Origin of the sequence: Roseomonas chloroacetimidivorans, assembly GCF_049629625.1 — a bacterium.
GTDB lineage: Bacteria > Pseudomonadota > Alphaproteobacteria > Acetobacterales > Acetobacteraceae > Roseomonas > Roseomonas chloroacetimidivorans.
The window spans coordinates 40767-59104 of sequence record NZ_JBNBZS010000036.1 but is presented as its reverse complement, the minus strand read 5'-3'; the positions used below and the strand labels follow the sequence as shown (position 1 = coordinate 59104).

16 protein-coding genes and 4 pseudogenes are annotated in these 18338 nt (G+C 64.7%); 9 read left to right on the top strand and 11 right to left on the bottom strand.

The annotated features are described in order from the left end of the window. Positions 1-584 (top strand): tyrosine-type recombinase/integrase (locus ACO1BU_RS22840; protein WP_424138265.1); only part of this gene is annotated, 584 nt, incomplete at its 5' end. Positions 585-689: 105 nt separating this feature from the next. Here ACO1BU_RS22840 and ACO1BU_RS22835 read toward each other — a convergent pair. Continuing rightward, positions 690-1220: a hypothetical protein gene (locus ACO1BU_RS22835; protein WP_424138264.1), complete on the bottom strand. Its 531-nt coding sequence runs from the start codon at positions 1218-1220 to the stop codon at positions 690-692. Here ACO1BU_RS22835 and ACO1BU_RS22830 point away from each other — a divergent pair. From ACO1BU_RS22830 to ACO1BU_RS22810, 5 genes and pseudogenes are all read left to right on the top strand, one after another. Next, entirely contained in the window at positions 1207-2013 is an 807-nt protein-coding gene (locus ACO1BU_RS22830; protein ID WP_424138263.1) for a Mu transposase C-terminal domain-containing protein, read from the top strand. The two genes, ACO1BU_RS22835 and ACO1BU_RS22830, sit on opposite strands and share 14 nt — an antisense overlap. Next, on the top strand, positions 2010-2915 hold the full coding sequence (locus tag ACO1BU_RS22825; protein ID WP_424138262.1) for a TniB family NTP-binding protein: 906 nt from the start codon (positions 2010-2012) through the stop codon (positions 2913-2915). The genes ACO1BU_RS22830 and ACO1BU_RS22825 overlap by 4 nt, the downstream gene beginning before the upstream one ends. Next, on the top strand, positions 2912-4060 hold the full coding sequence (locus tag ACO1BU_RS22820) for a TniQ family protein (RefSeq protein WP_424138261.1): 1149 nt from the start codon (positions 2912-2914) through the stop codon (positions 4058-4060). Before ACO1BU_RS22825 ends, ACO1BU_RS22820 begins: the two co-directional genes overlap by 4 nt. Then, positions 4038-4229: pseudogene (locus ACO1BU_RS22815) on the top strand (hypothetical protein); the annotation flags it as partial. The gene ACO1BU_RS22820 and the pseudogene ACO1BU_RS22815, both read left to right, overlap by 23 nt. Before the next feature lie 86 nt (positions 4230-4315). Continuing rightward, positions 4316-4858, top strand: a complete 543-nt coding sequence (locus ACO1BU_RS22810; protein WP_424138260.1) for a hypothetical protein — start codon at positions 4316-4318, stop codon at positions 4856-4858. A 324-nt stretch (positions 4859-5182) separates the two neighbouring features. Here the strand turns inward: ACO1BU_RS22810 and ACO1BU_RS22805 are convergent, their stop codons facing one another. After that, positions 5183-5548: a hypothetical protein gene (locus ACO1BU_RS22805; protein ID WP_424138259.1), complete on the bottom strand. Its 366-nt coding sequence runs from the start codon at positions 5546-5548 to the stop codon at positions 5183-5185. A 48-nt stretch (positions 5549-5596) separates the two neighbouring features. Here ACO1BU_RS22805 and ACO1BU_RS22800 point away from each other — a divergent pair, with 48 nt between their 5' ends. After that, the gene (locus tag ACO1BU_RS22800) at positions 5597-6049 is read left to right on the top strand and encodes a cation transporter dimerization domain-containing protein (RefSeq protein ID WP_424138258.1); all 453 of its coding nucleotides are present in this window, start codon (positions 5597-5599) and stop codon (positions 6047-6049) included. A gap of 33 nt (positions 6050-6082) precedes the next feature. Here the strand turns inward: ACO1BU_RS22800 and ACO1BU_RS22795 are convergent. Beyond that, positions 6083-6457: pseudogene (locus ACO1BU_RS22795) on the bottom strand (transposase); the annotation flags it as partial. Positions 6458-6536: 79 nt separating this feature from the next. Next, positions 6537-8384, bottom strand: a complete 1848-nt coding sequence (locus ACO1BU_RS22790; RefSeq protein ID WP_424138257.1) for a pectate lyase family protein — start codon at positions 8382-8384, stop codon at positions 6537-6539. A gap of 516 nt (positions 8385-8900) precedes the next feature. Here ACO1BU_RS22790 and ACO1BU_RS22785 point away from each other — a divergent pair. Beyond that, positions 8901-9098 (top strand): annotated as a pseudogene (locus ACO1BU_RS22785) (IS630 family transposase); the annotation flags it as partial. A gap of 732 nt (positions 9099-9830) precedes the next feature. Here ACO1BU_RS22785 and ACO1BU_RS22780 read toward each other — a convergent pair. Beyond that, positions 9831-10667, bottom strand: coding sequence for an IS5 family transposase (locus ACO1BU_RS22780; protein WP_424138256.1), 837 nt, complete (start codon positions 10665-10667; stop codon positions 9831-9833). 112 nt (positions 10668-10779) lie between these two features. On the opposite strand from ACO1BU_RS22780, the gene ACO1BU_RS22775 reads away from it, so the two are divergent. Beyond that, complete coding sequence (locus tag ACO1BU_RS22775; RefSeq protein ID WP_424138255.1) at positions 10780-10989, top strand: hypothetical protein; 210 nt, start codon at positions 10780-10782, stop codon at positions 10987-10989. Between the two features lie 245 nt (positions 10990-11234). Here the strand turns inward: ACO1BU_RS22775 and ACO1BU_RS22770 are convergent, their stop codons facing one another. The 6 genes and pseudogenes from ACO1BU_RS22770 to ACO1BU_RS22745 form a co-directional block, all read right to left on the bottom strand. Further along, complete coding sequence (locus ACO1BU_RS22770; RefSeq protein WP_424138254.1) at positions 11235-12332, bottom strand: IS630 family transposase; 1098 nt, start codon at positions 12330-12332, stop codon at positions 11235-11237. A 325-nt stretch (positions 12333-12657) separates the two neighbouring features. Continuing rightward, the gene (locus ACO1BU_RS22765) at positions 12658-14277 is read right to left on the bottom strand and encodes a pectate lyase family protein (protein WP_481133235.1); all 1620 of its coding nucleotides are present in this window, start codon (positions 14275-14277) and stop codon (positions 12658-12660) included. A gap of 512 nt (positions 14278-14789) precedes the next feature. Beyond that, positions 14790-15572: an IS5 family transposase gene (locus tag ACO1BU_RS22760; RefSeq protein WP_424138252.1), complete on the bottom strand. Its 783-nt coding sequence runs from the start codon at positions 15570-15572 to the stop codon at positions 14790-14792. A gap of 98 nt (positions 15573-15670) precedes the next feature. Further along, positions 15671-17116 carry a calcium-binding protein gene (locus tag ACO1BU_RS22755; RefSeq protein ID WP_424138251.1) on the bottom strand — a complete coding sequence of 482 codons (1446 nt, stop codon included), beginning with the start codon at positions 17114-17116 and terminating at the stop codon, positions 15671-15673. 185 nt (positions 17117-17301) lie between these two features. After that, entirely contained in the window at positions 17302-17703 is a 402-nt protein-coding gene (locus tag ACO1BU_RS22750; RefSeq protein ID WP_424138269.1) for a transposase, read from the bottom strand. A 161-nt stretch (positions 17704-17864) separates the two neighbouring features. Beyond that, a pseudogene (locus ACO1BU_RS22745) lies at positions 17865-18071 on the bottom strand (transposase); the annotation flags it as partial. Between the last annotated feature and the right edge of the window lie 267 nt (positions 18072-18338).

Genomic DNA, 18338 nt, shown 5'->3' with positions numbered 1-18338 from the left:
CCGAGGTCAAGCGCCTGCTGGCGGCCTGCGGCACCGACACGGCCGGCTATCGGGATCGCGCCCTGCTGCTGCTGGGCTTTGCCGGCGCCCTACGACGCTCCGAGATCGTCGGGATCGACCGCGAGCATCTGCGCTTCGTCGCCGAGGGGATGACGGTGCTGATCCCGCGCTCCAAGCGCGATCAGGAGGGGGAGGGGGCGACGATCGGCATTCCGCGCGGACTGAACCCGCTCTCCTGCCCGGTGCGGGCGGTGGAGGCCTGGCTCCGCCGGACGCGCATCGAGTGGGGCCCGGTGTTCCGGCGGATCAGCCCCGGGGGCGCGCTCGAGGACCGGCTCAGCCCGCAGGGGGTGTGGAAGATCCTGCGGCGGCGGGCCGAGATGGCCCGACTCACCGTGGACGAGGCGGAGCGCCTCTCGCCGCACGGGCTGCGGGCGGGCTTCATCACCGAGGCCTATCTCAAGGGCGCGCTGGACGAGCAGGTGATGCACCACACCCGGCAGAAGAGCATCGCCACCACCCAAGGGTACCGGCGCCGGGCCCGGATCACGCGGGACAGCCCGGCGCGGCTGCTCGACCTGTGAGTCGGGCAGGGGAGGGGACGGGGACGGGGACGGGTCGCGCCAATTCCGACCCCGGGTGTCAGTAATCCTTAACCAGGATAGCGGCTTCGTAATCAAATTAGTGTCTTAGCGGCGTCGATTTTCCTTCATCGATGCCAGTTCATCCTCAACCAGGATAATGGTTCCGGAGCCGAGAGATACTTGTCTGGTCCCCCAGACATTCATGCGTATGATGACTCCACTTGGCGCGTCGGCCGGGACCGCATGCGCGTCCTGGCGCCCCTTGCTGCGCAGGAATTCGTGACGGCTGCAGCCGTGGATGCGGCGGCGCAGGAACTCGGGCTGCGGCGGGCCCAGTGCTATCGCCTGCTCCGGCGCTTCCGCGCTGACCCGACCCTGAGCGCGTTGCTGCCCCGGCAGAGTGGCAGGGTCACGAACACCCGCTTCTTGGCTGGCGATGTCGAGGCGGTGATCAGGACCGCCATAGAGGAGTTCTACCTCAGCCGGTCGCGGCCGACCGTTGCCGACCTCGTGCGTGAAGTCGAACGGCGCTGCCTCGGCGCACACCTCAGGCCGCCAAGCTACAAGGCCGTTGCCGCTCGGGTACGGCTGCACGATCAGCGGGAGGTGCTTCGCCGTCGGCGTGGACCCGCGCACGCGCGCAACCGGCTGGGGCGGCCATATCGAGCGGCTGATCGGCACCGTGATGGGGGCCCTCCGGCTCCTGCCTGGCGCCACCGGCCGTCGTATCGCCGAGCGCGGTCCCGACCCGGAGGTGACAGCGGCGATGACAATGGACGAGCTGGAGAACTGGCTCGTGCACCAGATCGTGGGCGTCTATCACCACACCCAGCACCGCGGCCTCGGCATGGCGCCGAGCACGGCCTGGGCGGAGACAGTGGCCCGCAGCTCGACGCCACTTCGCCTGCCGCAGGACCTTGAGCGCTTTTACCTGGATTTCCTGCCCTTCAGGAGGCGAACTATCCGGCGCGAGGGGCTGGCGCTCTTCAACCTCTGCTACTCGGATGGCGTCCTCTCGACCTTCCTGCGCAAGCCCCGACAGCTGGTCATCGTGCGCTACGATCCGCGGGACATGTCGCAGGTCTACCTGCGCGACGAGGATGGGAGCTACTGGCCCATACCCGTCAGTGACCGGCGGCTCCCCGCCGTCACACTGGCCGAGATCAGGGCCGCCTCCAGGCGACTGACCGAGGCGGGTGAGAGATACCCCTCCCAGCCGCGGATCTTCGAGGCCATCGAGGATCAGCGGGCAATCGTCACTCAGGCCCGCAGCCATACCAGGCTGGCTCGGCGCGAGCAGGAGCGCAGCATGCGGGCGCTCCGGAGCGAGCCGCACCGCCGGGTGGCCGGCGAAACACGGGCAGCCGGGCCAGCCGATGATCCGGATGGCGGACCCATCCTGCCCTTCCCGGTCGAGGAGTGGTCGTGAGCACCTACGGCCATCTCACGGCCGAGCACGGGGCCATCGCCAGCCTGCCCGATGACGAGCGCATCCAGTGGATCCGGGCTGAGCGATGGATCAGCCATCCGGCGGCCGAGCTCGCGCTGGAGGCCATGGGCGACCTGCTGACCTACCCGCAGCGCAACCGCATGCCCTGCCTTCTCGTGCACGGCCGTACCGGCATGGGCAAGACCATGATCCTGCGGAAGTTCAGCCGCGCCCATCCCAAGGTGGTGGACCCCCGGCTGGGGCTGACCCAGATGCCGGTCGTGCTCATGCAGCTCCCACCCGAGCCGGCGGAGGTGCCCTTCTACGAGGAGCTGCTTGGGGCCCTGGGCCTGCCGCTTGTGGGCGAGGTCAGCCGCATCCGGGCTCGGCGCATGGCCCGTGACGCGCTCCGCATCGTCGGCGCCCGCATCCTGGTCATCGACGAGATCCACGCCCTCCTGGTCGGAGGTGACCGCCAGCAGCGTATCTTCCTCAACGTGATCCGGCTGCTCGCTAACGAACTCGAGATGCCGCTGGTCTGCGCCGGTACGCCGGAGGCTCGGCGAGCCCTGCTCACCGATAACGGCCTCGCGGACCGGTTCGAGTCCGTCGAGCTGCCGCGCTGGACGAATGGCGTCGCGTTCCGCCGCCTTCTGGCGAGCTACAATGCCATCCTGCCGCTGCGGCGTCCCTCGGATCTGGACCAGGAGAAACTGCGCGCTGCGCTCCTCAAGGCGTCGGAGGGGATCACGGTGCGCATCGTCCGACTGCTCGAGAGCCTTGCCGTGGAGGCGATCCGAAACGGCTCCGAGTGCATCAGCCTCGACAGCCTGGCCTCCATGCCAGCGCGGGCGCCCTTGCTTTCTATGGAGCACAGGCGCCGGCCGGAGGCGTCCGCGTGAGGGCAGGGCAGGGGACATTCCAGCCAGGATCGACCCTGCCCATCGTGCCGCCGCCAGAGGACGATGAGCTCATCTCCTCCTGGCTCGATCGAACCGCCCGCTTCTATGGGCAGCCACTGCAGGCGCTTCTGAACCGGATCGCCCCGGCCGGAAAGCCGATCGACCTCGCCGCGGTTGATCTTGGCCACCCACGGAGGGCGCTCTCACCGGTCGCGAAGCTGCTCGGGCTCTCCCTGGACGGCTTGCTCCCACATACCGTGGCTGCCGCCTATCCTCGGGCGGGGGAGCTCATCGCCTTCGGTGCCGCCCGCCCGGACGGCTTCGGCCGTCCAAGGCTGCGCTACGCGGCCTGTCCGCACTGCCTGGAGCAGCAGCGGGCCGACCGGGGGATCTGTTACCTCCGGCGGGCCTGGGTCATGGCACCGCGGACCGTCTGTTCCCTGCACCGCGTGACGCTTGTGGAGGGGCGGCCCGGCACGCTGCTGCATCCCGCGCTGGCCGCGTGCCTTCGTCGGCACCAGCGCTCCGACAACCCTCTCTGCCATCTCCCTCCTGGCGTCGATGCCGTGGCCCACCATGCACATTGGGCTCCGGACACCGCCGCAGCTGCGGCCCTCCACCAGCAAATGGCGGAGCTCCAGGACGGGATCCTGGCCCTGGCAGCCGGAAATCAGGCGAACTGGAGATACAGCGCCTTGGAGGAGCGGGCGCTCATCGTGTCGGACTTGGTCTGGGCTTTCACCCGCACCGACCATCCATACCGTGACCGGCTGCTCTACGAGGCCTTCGCCTCACCACTTCCGGACAACCCCTGGATCCTGGCCCAGCGGCGCCGGCCCGGTCCGGCTGCCTTCAGGCGCTTGCATGTCACCGAACGCCATCTGCTCATGGCAACGGCCTCGGTCCTCACCGGGCCATCATCCCTGCGCCAAGCGTTCCTGCCATCGCCCGGGAACTGGCAAGCGGATCTGGAAACGCTGGGTCGGCGGCTCGGGGACGACGACCGAAGAGCGCTCGCCTATAAGAAACGGAAATGGTCGAGCGCCTGGCAGGGCTCTCTTCCGGCACCGACCGGACCGGTCCAGCGCGCCATTCTCATGGTTAAAGAAGACGAGGCAGCTTATCGGGGCCATTATCCTCGATAAGGAAAACCGACAACTGCGGACGGACGACGTCGAGGTCGGACACCACGTCGCGCTCCCGCCAGAGGATTTGCCGGGCTGGTTAGCGCGGTTTGATGAGGGGGCGCCGGAGCGCTTCGGTCGTGCCGAGCGGCCCGTCGCCGTCGCTGCCCTCCACCATCGCCTACTCTGGATCCATCCCTTCGCGGACGGCAACGGGCGAACGGCCAGGCTGCTGTCTCATGCGTTGCTGCGGCGTGCCGGGGTTGGCTCGGCACCGTGGCCGGTGTCACGGGCCTCGCGCGCAATGTGGAGGCCTACAAGGCCTTCCTCGCCCGTGCCGACGCGCCGCCCCAGGGTGCCCTCGACGGCCGAGGTGTCCTGTCCGACGGCCGACTGGCGGAGTTCTGCCGCTTCTTCATAGCCGCGTGCCTCGATCAGGTCCGCTTCATGAATATTTTGCTGGCCCCCGAGGCCATGTCCAGCCGGGTGCGGGAGTTCGTGGCGGCGGAGGTCGCCGGCGGGCGGCTGGATCCGCACATCGCCCCCTTGCTGGAACGGGCCGTGCTGTTCGGCGAGGTGGCGAGGGGAGATCTGCCGGCCCTGGTCGGCACAAGCGACCGGCAGGCGCGACGCTTCGTGAAGCCGCTTGCCGAGCGTGGCATGCTGACCGGCGCCAAGGACTCGCCCCTGCGGATAGCGTTCCCTCTGGGCGAGACTGAACGTCTTTTCCCGCATCTCTGGGCACCATCGGCCGTGGCCGCCGCGATTCCACCGCTGCCCGAGATCGAGGAGGCTCTACGGCCGCCCGGAAGGCGGTGATGACGTCTGAACTGAAACCGCTTCTGGCCGATCATGGCGCTGCGACGGCTTTATGGTGCCCGCACGCTTTCGGGGCCGGGCGGAACGAGTAGGGTGCTTCGCTCCGGCGCTGAGGGGCAGCTGCATTAGACCTCTGCTGTTGCGGCGTTCTTTGGAACGATTCTCCGGGGGCGCGAGCCAAAAGCACTCCACCCGCTCGACCTCGCCCCTCAGCGCCAGGAAGACGATGCGGCGCACCGCCCCGTCCGGCTCTGTCTCCGCCGCGAAGCGGAACATCAGCCCTTCCGCCTCATCGCTCCCCAGTGCCAGGGCGAGCTGCTCGGCCTAGCTCTCCTGCTGGCGCAGGATCCGCTTCGAGGGACCCTCGGCATCGCCCCGGTAGAAGCGGACCAGCACGCCCTCGATCAGGCAAACGAAGTGGTGGGTCTCGTCCAGCGCCCCGAGCCAGGAGTAGCGGCCACCCTCCGCCGCGCGTGAGAGCTGGTGCTTGGAGAAGGCATAGGCCCGACAGCCAATTGACCAGGCGTCATCACCGGCCCAGGGGGTTGCGAAGGCAATCGCGTCCGCCCGGCCACGGGCCAGAAGGCGGGCTGCGGCTGTGAGCCGCTCTTCGGTCAGGGAGGGGTGCAACTCCCAGGGCAGACGGCGTGGGGCAGGGGACTCGGTGGAGGCAGGGCTCTCATCTGTCATGGCCAGCGCATATATCTCGCCATCGAAGCGGCCGAAGTTATCAACTGGATGCTCCGGCTGGTCGAGGTAGAACTGGATGAGACCGGCTCCGTGACGTGGCTGCGGGTAGACCAGCGCAGCTGGTTCCCATCAACCTCGCCTCTCCACAGAGCCCAGAACCCGGCCTTACGCCCGTGCTTGCACCTGAGCCGCGCCAGGAACGCGTCTGGTTTTCTACGCTGGGCTCCGCCAGCAGCAGTAACGCAAAGCTGGCGCAGGCCTGGGCGTCGCGCACAGCGTACTGGTACTGCCGCGAGTATGCCCGCCGTGGCACATCTTCGGACAGGATCCGGCTTCCTCGAGTGCCATGTCGTGATGCCAGACGAAATGCCGCTGCGGGAAGCGCACCTCATCTCCGAGCGCATTGAGCAAGCGCTTCGTGAAGAGGCCGAGCGCATGGTGGTCACCATCCACATGGGCCCCGAAGAGGAGGCCCAGCACCGCGGCGTGCTGGTCCTCTAATGCCGGTCGGCCGATGAACTGATACCAGTCGCCTTAGACTTTGACCTGCGCCGAGGAGCGGCGCGTGATGGAGGCGATCTGCTCGGGTGGGCTCATCAGCGTGGACCAGGCGTGGCAGCAGGCATCCACAATCGCGTCGTAGCTGTCCCATACGCGATGGCTGAGCAGGTTCTGGCGCAGGAACGCCCAGATGTTCTCGACGGGGCTCAGTTCCGGCTCGTAGCGGGGCAACGGGAGCAAGCTGATGTTCCCGGGCAGGCGCAGCCTGGGTGAGGTGTGCCAGCCCGCGCTGTCGAGCAGGAGGACGGCGTGAGCGCCCTGGGTGACGCAGCGGCTGATCTCGGCCAGGTGGGTGTTCATGGCATCCACATTGACATCTGGCAGCACGACAGCCGCACCAACGGCGCGCTCGTAGTCCTCATTCATTTGGATAAAGCCTCTACCAGGCCCGCGCTCTAGGGCAGCTGGGCCGGGCCATTCTCCGGCGTCAGAGGATGAAGTCGCTCGCCGCCAGGTTATGGAAGCCGGCCAGCTCGATCTGGAAGTCGGCCTTGGCGTCGCCGTTGATATCACCCTCGATCAGCGTGTCGCCGCCGGACTGGATGGCGTGCAGCTCGCCCGCCGCGCCGGTGAACTTCCCGCTGCCGATGAAGCTGAAGGACTGGTCACCGCCCAGCTTGGTCATGGCATCGATCGCGAAGAGGTCGATCACGTCGCCCTTGGCGAAGTCGGTGACGACATCGCGGCCGCTGCCCACCTTGCTGTCGAGGAGCTGGCTGAAGACGAAGGTGTCGTTCCCGGCGCCGCCGGTCAGGACATCGTTGTCCAGCCCGCCGACCAGGCGGTCGTTGCCGGCACCGCCGATCAGCGTGTCCTTGCCGGCGCCGCCCAGGAGCGTGTCGTTCCCGGCGCCGCCATCGAGCGTGTCCTTGCCCTCGCCGCCGTCGAGCTGGTCGTTGCCGTCGCCGCCGGACAGCTTGTCGTCGCCAGCGTCGCCGAGGAGGATGTCATTCCCCGTGCCGCCGTCGAGCGTGTCCTTGCCCTCGCCACCCTCGAGCCGGTCATCGCCGGCACCGCCGTTCAGCTTGTCGTTGCCGTTGTCGCCGAACAGGGTGTCGTTGCCATTGCCGCCATCGAGCGTGTCGTCGCCGCTGCCGCCGATGAGCTTGTCATGGCCGTCGCCGCCCGACAGCACGTCCTTGCCGCCGGCGCCGTCGATGGTGTCGTTCCCGGCGGTGCCTGTCAGCTTGTCGGCCGAGCCGGTGCCCTTGAAGGCCGACGGGGTGTCGCTCGCCAAGTTCGGGTTGGAGGGAGTGCTGGGCTCGGTGACCTTGATGGGCGGGGTAGGCGCGATGGGCGGCGTGATCTTGACAGGGTCGGGGGAGCCGACCGTGTCGGTCGGGAGGTCAAGCTTGCCCACGCCAGCGCGGCTTAGGACACTGGCCCTGACCGTGGAGGTGGCGTCCAGATCGTAGTTGTAGGGAACGGTGTAGTCTGAGGTGGACTTGCCGTCCTGCGCGCTCGCCTCCCCGCTACCGACCTTACCCCAGGTGACGTTGTCGAACTCGTTGCCGCTGAGATTCCAGTAGCCGATCTCCTTGCTATCGAGGCTGACGATCGGGTTGTTGGCGTTCTCGAAGACATTGTTCTGGATCAGACCTTCAGCGCCCATGCGAAGGTTGATCGCGGAAGTCTCAACGTCCTTGTAGTAGTTTCCATAAACGTGAACATAGCCGTCACGAACGCTCGGCGCGCGAGAGCCGATGTTCTCGAACAGGTTGCCCTCGTAGGTGACATAACGGGCACCCTCGTCGGTGTCGGAGTAGCCGTTCAGCGAAACCTTGTAGTGATCACGAAAGACATTGTCGGAGACAGTGACGTATTCCACACCGCGCTTCATGTCGAGCAGGCCGTCGTAGTAGTCCTTGCCCTTATCCGTGCTGCTATAGAATTCGTTGTTATCGATCCAGATGTTGTGGGATCCGCCCTCGATGCCGAGGGCATCTTTCGGGCCGCTCGCCACGTCGTGGATAGAGAGGTTTTGGAAAATCAGGTTGGAGGAGGCGCCCTTCACCTGGAAGCCGATGCCGTCGAACTCCGCGCCACTACCGGCACCGATGATGGAGAGATTGTGGACGTCGTTGAGCGTGATGACGTCGGCGCCGGTGTTGGCGGTGGTGATCTCGCCCTTGACGACGATGGTCAGCGGCGCGTCCGCTGCCTTGGCCACGGCTGCCAGTAGTTCCTTGCCGGTGGTGACGGTGACGGTCGCTCCGCCGGCGCCGCCGGTGGTACCGCCGTTCATGGAGGCGAAGCCGTTGGCCTGAGTAGCCATGTTAAATACAATCTCCGTCTGCACCGGCTATCCCGTGCGATTGCAAAGACAGAGGCTCGCGCCTCTGAATTACTATAATCTACAAGTAAAGGAATGATGCTGTACTGACCTCAAACTTAGTGCCCATTTCTCTATTCTGATGCTCCCGCTAAGAGCCGGGATATTGTATTCGGGGGCCCAAGTTCCCTCCGCTGAACAACCGGGTATCAGCCCAGCGGGCGCCTCCGCAATGGCGATCTCACGTTTCCGTGAAAGCACGCACAGATTGCTTAAATCTCGCCACCGCAACCACAGGTTATAGGACTAAATTGATATTATCGCGCGATTGCGATATCGTGGGGGAGCTGGGATTTTCGTTTGCGCTTGCAATTTCAGTGGGCGAATGCAGTCGACGAGCTGCGGGCTGAGCGGCAGGCACCGCCTCCGATCAGCATGGGCCAGGGCTGCGCCGCTAGTGCATTGGCGCAGACATAGGATTCGCAAGGGGCCACTGTTGTTGAAGTCTAGCGGCATGGCCAGACCGTCAGCGTCCTTAGCAGCCCGGAGGACCGCGCGGCTGGCCGTGATTCTTGGCAGCCGGAACCGCCCGATTAAGCATGTGCAGCGGGCCAACATCATCATGCTTTCAGCCGAACGGCTGCCCGTGCTGAAGGTGGCGCACCGAGCAGGTGTCACCGGGAGGTGGCAGCCCCCTGGAGCGTCCGCTACAACGAGGGCCACATCCTGCTGAAATATCTTGTTGTGCTGCGGCAAAACGCTTGCAATGCGCGCACTCTATTTGGGCTGTGTTGGCAAGCTATGCTGACTGCTCAAAATGGAGGATTTGATAGTTGCGTACTTCCCTGACTGGCGGCTGCTGACACGCGCAATAGGCGCGTGAACGGGCTGAGGCTTAGTCATGGAGCCATGCTCTATCGTCCTCCTTTAGCAAACAACAGCACGAGAACAGCATATGAGAACGCCCGTCTACCTCGCGTTCGCGATGATCCTGGCGGCTGGCAGCGCTTTCGCACACGAGACCGGCAATGTGCGGACTGCGCCGACCACTAGCGTGCCAAGCAGCGCGAGCACCGCTCCAATGACGACCGCGCCGAGCCGCGCGCCCACCGCGCCAACGACGAGCGCGCAGCCCAGTGGGGGCGGCGGCGACCAGGGTTTTGCTCTGGGTCCGTCGGCAGTTCCGATCGCTCCCCACCCGTCCACCCCACACCCGCACGGACCGGACAGTCCGCAGTCGGGGGTGCCCGGCACGCAGGACCCCTCGCAACTGGGCGGTCGCTGACCTGGTCCTCAAACGCCCGTGACGCGAGAGGGCTTGCCTCGGCACTTACGGGGCAAGCCCTCCTTCGCTCTGGCGGAGAGCAACGCCAGAGCGACCAACGGCAGAGCCGATCTACTACGAAGTTCCACCAGTTCTTGTGAGCACTAAGAGGTCGTTTGGCAATTTTATGTCGCGGCTTTCGCGAGCCTCCGGAGCATGACGCGTGACATGGCCATGTAGGTGAGCATCTCGCCGGTCTGCATGAGGTGTTCGTAGTCCTTGGCCATTCGCCGGTTGCGGCCGATCCAGGCGAATGTTCGCTCAACCACCCACCTGCGCGGCAACACGTGGAAGCCCTGCGGAACCTCTGGTGGCAACTGGCCTGGACCAACCCAGACGCCCTGCAGCCCGGTCCACCAGTGCTTCACGATGGAGAGCTTCCAGCCGAGCGTGGAAGCCAGCCAGCCCGTCAGGCCGCGATAGGCCGTGTCGGCCCAGATGAGGGCAATCAGCGGAAACTGAGCGGCCAGGCCCTGGAGCAGCACTTCGGCGCCACGGCGATCGTGCAGGTCTCCGGGGTGGACGCGGACCTTGAGCAGGTTGCCCTGCGTATCCACCAACACGTGCCGCTTGCGACCGGTAACCTTCTTTCCTCCGTCATAGCCGCGTGGGCCACCCGCCTCGGTGGTCCGAACCGACTGGCTGTCGATGATCGCGGCTGTTGGCTGGGCCGCCCGCCCAACTGCGATCCGCTGGCGCTCGCGAAGGGCAGCGTTGACCTCCTCCCAGGTGCCAGCGCGCCTCCACTTGGCATAGTGCCAGTACACCGCTGGCCAGGGCGGGAACTCATGCGGGATTGCCCGCCACTGGCAGCCGGTGCGCAGGAGGTAGAACACCGCCTCCACGATCCGCCGCAGGTCGAGCACCTGGCGGTGGCCCGCTTGCTGTGCTCCGGTGATGAGAGGACACAAGATTGCCCACTCGGCGTCGCTCAGATCAGAGGGATAGGGTAAGGTGCACATCCGGCCCAGATGGTCGCTCGCCCGACTACAAGCCCGCCCACGACAGCACGCAATAAAATTGCCAAACGACCTCTAAGCTTCGTGATCTGGCGGGACAGGGAGGAGCGCGGCCATGATGTACTGCCGGTTCTTCGTTGTGGTGCTGTTGGTCGGTCTTCTTCCTTCCTGCGGGAATTCGCGCGAAATATTGCTCAAACGGGACCGGCAGGACTGTGTCGGATTTGGCTTTCAGCCCGGCACCCGGGACTACTCGGAGCGCCTGCTGCGGCTCGATGTTGCGCGCCTGTCGTCACTCGGTCCCCTCCACGGGCATCGCTTCTGATCCCCTCGCGCGGCGCGCACTCGGGCCTTCAAATGGGTCAACACCGCGCCTGGCAACATCAAGGCCGCGATCAGCGGCACCTGTCGGTCGATCGCGCCGAGGCACGTGCCGCGCTATCTCGCCGAGTTGAATACTGCTTCAGCCGCCGCCATGCCGCCATGCCGCCATGCCGCCATGCCGCCATGCCGCCGCGCCTCGCCACAGCCGCATTGTAGAAACTGCCAAGGTCTGATCGCCTGCTCAAACTAGTGTCCTGATTCCGTAGTTCCTCCGATCTGCTGGGATCGGAGGCAGAAGCGCTGGATGGCGGCGAGGATGTCGTCGGCGGACTTGGTCCAGCGGAAGGGCTTGGGGTCGGCGTTGTGGGCGTCGATGAAGGTCCGGACGTTGGCCTCAAGCTGGGCTGTGGATCGGTAGACACCGCGCCGGAGTTGGCGCTCGGTAAGGTGCGCGAAGAAGCGCTCGACCTGGTTGATCCAAGACGCGCCGGTGGGCGTGAAGTGGACGTGCCAGCGCGGACGCTTGGCAAGCCAGTCACGCACCGGCTTGGTTTTGTGGGTGGCGTCGTTGTCCATCACGAGGTGGATCGAGGTCAGCAGGCACGGCGGCTTCGACCTGATCGAGGAACCTCCGGAACTCGCTGGAGCGGTGCTTTGGGTAACAGCGCCAATAACCGCGCCTGTCGCGATGTCGAGGGCGGCGAACAGCGAGGTGGTGCCGTGGCGGGTGTAGTCGTGGGTGCGGCGCTCGGCCTGGCCAGGACGCATAGGCAGCAGAGGCTGCGTGCGGTCGAGCGCCTGGATCTGAGACTTCTCATCCACACACAGCACCAGGGCGCGTTCGGGCGGAGCCATGTACAGCCCGACGATGTCGCGCAGCTTTTCGACGAAGAGCGGGGCGGCCGAAAGCTTGAAGGTCTCGGACCGGTGCGGCTGTAGTCCGAAGGCTCGCCAGATCCGGTGGATGGTGGAGGGTGCATAGCCGACCGCCTCGGCCATGGAGCGCAGTGACCAGTAGGTCGCTCCAGAGGGCGTTGTCTCCAGCGTCCGGCGGATGGTGTCGGCGATCTCGTCATCGCCGATCTTGCGCGGCGTGCCCGGCCTTGGTTCGTCCAACAGCCCGTCCAGACGATATGCCGCAAATCGGCGGCGCCACTTGCCTACCGTGTTTGCGTCGGCGCCCACCTCGGCGCAGATCGCCCTGTTCTCTAGCCCTGCCGCAGCAGCCAGCACGATCCGTGCTCGCCGTGCCATCGCCTGACCAGTCTTGTGGGCTCGGGCGGCCGTCTCCAACTCCCGCCACTCGGCCGCATCCAGCACGATCGGCACTGCAGGCCTGCCCATCACTGTCCCCTACGATCAACCACGTGATCGTAGGAATTTCACGATCGCGACACTAGCTGAAGTTTCCGCGTAATCAGGAAGTGGCTTATCCGGCAAGTACGGACGGTCTCCGGGCGGGATACCGTCTGTTGGCGCTGGACGGGGCTCATGCAGGCGCCTCGTACACCAAAAGGTCGGCTGAGAATTTGCCGGCAGTATCTCTTGCACATTTGGACGCGGAGGGCTGGCTGTATCAAACGGTCATCATCGATCAGGAAGCCGGTCCAGTGTGCTTGAGCTATCAGCTTGATGGGGCGCGGACCCCTCCGCGCCCCACGGTGTTGTCTCAGAGAATGAAGTCGCTGGCCGCGAGGCTCGGGTTACCCGCCAACGCAATCTGGAAGTCGGCCGCCTTGTCGCCATCCACATCGCCTTCAGCTATGAAATAGTCCCCGTCGCGGACAACGTGAAGCTCACCCGCTTCGCCGGTGAATGCCTCAGACCCGATGAAGGCGAAGGCTTGGTCGCCGTCATCGCTCGCCTGAGCGTCGATCGCGCTGAGATCGATCGTATCGTTCGAAGCGAAGTCGGTGATAACGTCGCGGCCGCTGCCGTCGAGGCTGTCCTCGAAGCTCATGAAGACAAAGAGGTCCCTCCCGCCACCGCCGGTGAGAACGTCTGCCCCGATCCCCCCAGCCAGCAGATCGTTGCCGGAGTTCCCCTCGAGCGTGTCATTGCCGCTCCCGCCCGACAGGACATCGTCGCTCGTCCCGCCAGCAAGCTTGTCATCACCTGCACCTCCGCTCAGATCATCGGTCCCGCCACGACCACTCAGCACATCGTTGGTCGCTCCGCCCTTCAGCACATCGGCGTCGCGGGTTCCGGCCACGGCCGCGGCATCGCCAGTCGGGTCGGCCGGGGTGGCATTCGTATCCGGGCTGGTATCAACGTCGGCGCCCGTGCCAGGGTCCCCACCCTTATCAATGCCGACGTCAACATCAATGGCCGTGTCTGTGCCAGTGTCGGCTTTCGACCCGAGCTTGCCTACACCTGCCTTGCTCGTGACGAGCGCCTTCACCTTGGACGTGTCCTCCAGAGTGTAGGCGTAGGGTGCGTCGTAGCTTCCGGTTGACTTGCCGTCGGCTGCACTGGCCTCGCCGCTGCCGACCTTGCCCCAGGTGACGTTGGTGAACTCGTTGCCCTTGAGTTCCCAGAAGCCGATCTTCTCGCTATCGAGGCTGACGATTGGGTCCTTCACGTTCTCGAAGACGTTGTTCTCGATCAGGCCGACTGCACCCATACGCATGTTGATTGCAGACGTCTCAACATCCTTGTAGTAGTTGTCATAAACATGGGCGACGCCATCGCGGACACTTGGCGCGCGGGATCCTACGTTCTCGAACAAGTTGCCGTTGTAGGTAACGTAGCGCCCCCCCTCATCGCTGTCGGAGAAGCCGTTCAGCGAAACCTTGTAGTGGTCGCGGAAGACGTTGTCAGAAACAGTGACGTATTCCACACCGCGCTTCATGTCGATCAGGCCGTCGTAGTAGTCCTTGCCCTTATCCGTACTGCTGTAGAATTCGTTGTTATCGATCCAGATGTTGCTTGATCCACCCTCGATGCCGATCGCATCCTTAGGGCCACTGTTTACATCGTGGATTGAGAGGTTCTGGAAGATCAGGTTGGATGACCCGCCCTTCACCCGGATGCCGATCCCGTCAAACTCCGCGCCATTCTCAGCGCCGATGATAGAGAGATTACTCACACCGGCGATGTCTATCACGTCGGCGCCGGTGTTGGCGGTGGTGATCTCGCCCTTCACGTAGATCGTCAGCGGCGAATCTGCCGCCTTCTCAATGGCCGCCAACAGCTCCTTTCCCGTCGACACCGTGACAGATGAGCCGCCCGCTCCGCCAGTGGTGCCGCCGTTCATCGACGCGAATCCGCTTGCCTTATCTGAAGCCAAGATAAATCCCTCTCAAGTCAGATTCGAAGCACTGCGGAGTGCTCTGCAGTCGCGGGAGTGCTCTGCAGTCGCGCTTCTGTTATCGAGAGAGATGAAACCCTTGCAAGGAGAGCCACGACCGCAAGAGCAATCCGGCCCTGATTAAGTCATTATGCGCATGAGAAAGGCTTAACTGGGCGAGTGTATTCCTAATTCTGCTGACAGCTCCATGTTGGACCACACTGTGTTGGCATGTCCGCAACGGTTCCTACGTTGAGAAGCACTCAGATGTGTTGAACTCCGAGAAGAGGGGCTCCAGACAAGCGGGAGGATCCGCAACTTCGTGAGACATCCACTGGTCGGCTGTAACTCCGTGTGACGCCGTTCTCTTGATGGGTGCAGGACACGAAAGTGCTCTGAATGTCGGGTTGGAGAAACCGATGGACAACATGGCTCGCGTCAGCGTTGGATAAGGGTTGCTGCTGCGCTTTGCTATGTGCGCTCGATTCCCGAGAGGTCGATCTCGAACGGTTTTAGGGTCTGTGACCGGATTCGGCGATGCGTAGGTTGATCATCGTGGCGGCGAGGTGGGCGAAGCCCATCCAGCTGCGGCGGGTCTTGTCGCGCCGGAGGGCGATGCGAGCCCAGTCTTTGAGGCTGGAGAAGAGGTTCTCGACCTGATGACGCCGGGCATACAGTTCGGGATCCCAGGCCGGCGGATCGACCATGCCCCGCTTGGGCGGCGTGTGGACCGTGCAGCCTTCAGCGGCGAAGGTGGCGCGCAGGGCGGCCGAGACGTAACCCCGGTCGAGTGCGGCGTTGCAGGCCGGAATGCCCGAGGCGAGTGCGCTGGCGTAGCGCAGGTCCGCGTGGTGTCCAGGGCTGGCGATCAGCCGCAGGACCCGGCCTGCACCATCGGCGCAGGCGTGCAGCTTGGAGCAGAGCCCGCCACGACTGCGGCCAAGCGCCTCGGCCGAAGGCGTGCTGCCCACGGCTCCACTCGCGGCGCGGTGGGCCTTGCAGGTGGTGCTGTCCAGGAGCAGCAAACCGTCCTCGGGCAGGCTTGGGCGGAGCGCCTCGAAAACCAACTCCCACCAGCCGCGCAGGCACCAGCGCCGCCAGCGGTGGTAGACGCTGGACCAGAGGCCCAGCGCTTCGGGCAGGTCACGCCACGGCGCCCCGGTCCGGCCGATCCAGAGCGCGGCTTCCACAAAGCGGCGCAGCGCTCCTTCGTCATGCTTCCACGCGAACGGGATCCGCTGCACCACAAGCATCAGCGCCACCCATTGGGCGTCGTCCAGGCTCGTCCTGGTCATGACCGTGCCACCCTGAAAGCCCTGAGAACGTCCAAGCTGGCGCGTCCGCAGACCAGATCAGCGCCGAAAGGGCCTGCCAGGCAGTCCAGTCACAGACCCTAGGTCAGCAGGTAATCCTGCTGCGCGTCAGCGATCGTGGTTCCGTTCCGGAAGAGGTACAGCGAGCCCTCATCCGTGATGGCGGGATCGTTCACGAAAGCCCCGCTTGCGCCCGCATCCGCATTGAACATGAAGTCGTCCTGCGCCATTTCGCTCTTCGTCAGGCCTTCGAGCAACAGGGACCCGGTCCCCTGATCCGTGGTCCAGCTAACCATCACTCCGCCAGCCGTATCGTCCACTTTGACCTCATCGGGCGTGATGTCCCGGAGGGCGATGTGGTCGAACGCCCCCGGGCCCGCATCGAAGCCACCTGTGACCACGTCGTTGCCGCTGTCGGGCGACACGATGAACGCGTCGGCCCCGTCACCGCCGTTCAGGACATCGTCACCGCCACCGCCTTCGAGCATGTCGTGACCGGCACCAGCGTACAGAGTGTCCTTCCCGTCCTCGCCCATGAGGTTGTCGGCCTGGTCACCTCCGAAGAGTTCATCATCCCCGGCACCGCCCACCAGGTGGTCCTGGCCCATACCACCATCCAGGGTGTCGTTTCCGGCATCGCCGGTCAGGTTGTCGTCCTCAGCGTCGCCTGAAAGCCGGTCGTCCCCTTCGAGGCCGAAGTAGAAGTCGCGCGCGTCCGTGCCCGCGAAGGCATCCGCCTGCGCGGATCCGATCTGCACATTGAATTCGTCGAAGTGGATGGTAGTGGTGGGCATCGTGCCGTCATTAATGTCCGGCGCGGAGAGGTTGAAGCCCTCATCCTTGGCGAAGCTGGTCGCGGAGACATGGTTCGCATCGGCACTGGTGGGCTGAAGCAGGTAACGGTCGTCCGCGAACATGAAGTCGTCCTGGGCGAGATCTGCCTTCTGGATACCCGCCAGCAGCACCGAGCCCTTTCCGTCGTTCCAGCTGATCTTCACGCCAGCCTCTGTGTCCTGGAACGTCAGTTCTTCCGGCATGATATCGCGGAATGCGATGTGATCGAGCATGCCAGGCCCAGCCTGGAAGTCTACGACGATGTCGTGGCCGCTGGTGGGGTCAACGATGAACGCGTCGCCGCCCAGCCCACCAGAGAGCACGTCATTGCCTTTGCCGCCCTCAAGATCGCCGTGGCCTACCCCTTCGCTGAGGTAGTCACGGCCGTCCGAGCCGTGGAGCCCGTCGGCGTCATCGCCGCCGATCAGGACGTCGTTGCCCTTGCCTCCATCCATGTGATCCATACCCGCACCACCGACGAGGATGTCACTTCCACGTCCTCCGAGCAGGTCATCGTTCTGGGTATTCCCGAGAAGAACGTCCGTGTTCGCCCGGCCGAACTGAACGTCCATCGCGTCCGACCCGGAGAAAAAGTCGAAGTGCGCCTGTCCAATGCGCAGGTCGTAGTCACCGAACGCCTTCTGGAAGTCGCGGCCGCTGCTCAGCCCGTAGTGCTTTGGATTATGCGCCATGACGGTTTTCCTGTGCGATGGAAGCGCGCCGGCCTGAAAGGCAGAATCCCAAGTTCTCGCCACGGCGGCCGGCCACGGAAAACGGGCCAGGAAAGTCGTGGATTGGCTTGAAACAAAATGATGTAAATGCAGGGCGTCTGACGCGTTCCATTCCGCATGAACAATGAATAGGCTTGGAGCCGATCTTAGGCCGTGTGGACGGATTTGGCCAAGATAAGGCCGCAGGCGAAGGCGAGTAAGGCGGCGTAGTTCATCGCCGTTTTCTCACAGCGGAGCGCGATCCGCTTGAAGCGCTTCAGTTTACCGATGGTCTGCTCGATGCGGGCGCGGGTTTTGTAGAGCTGCTTTGGGAAGAAGGCCGGTCTGTGGCTCGCGTTGGAGCGGTGGGGAATGATGGGACAGATGCGGCGCGCCCTTGCTGCATCGCGATTGCGCTCCGCATCATAGCCCTTATCGGTCAGGGCGGCGCGCGGCGCGATGTCTGGGCCGATGTCGAGGAGGATCTCAAAGTGGCGGCTGTCGCTGGCCTCCCCGCCCGTGAGGTCGAAGGCGAGCGGCTGGCCCTGGAAGTCGGCCTTGAGGTGGATCTTGGTCCCGAAACCACCGCGTGAGCGGCCGAGCGCCTGGCCGTCCTGCCCCCTTTGGCACCCGCGGCCGAGACATGCGCCCGCACCACGGTGCTGTCGAACATCTGAACCAGGTGCGCGGTCGGGCTGGCCTCAGCCAGGAGCTGGAAGAAGGCCTCGAACACGCCGGTGCGGCTCAGGCGCCAAAAGCGCTTCCAGACACTGTTCCACGGCCCGAACTCGGCCGGCAGCGCCCGCCAAGTGATGTTGTGGACCGTGAAGTAGTGCAGCGCCTCCAGGAACCTCCGGTCGTCACGCCCTTTGTCGCCACGACGCGAGCGAGCCGCCCGGAACACCTCCAGCACCACCGCCCAGTCCTGCTCTGTCATCCTCGTCAGCATGGTCGGCCTCCCCGGAACCGACCCGCTATGAATCACCGATCAGGCAGCCAGTGAATCCAGCCCAGATTCAACTCTCCGGAATCCGTCCACACCGCCTAGTACGCCATCAGGAAGAGCGATCGAGGAAACGCTCCGCGTACTGCTGCAGAAGCTGCACATTAGCAACAATAAAAAAGTTCTCCATTGCCTCAATCTGGGGCCGCTTGATCTGTGTTTGGCGATGAGGACTGCGATGTCTGGGACGCCCAATTAAGC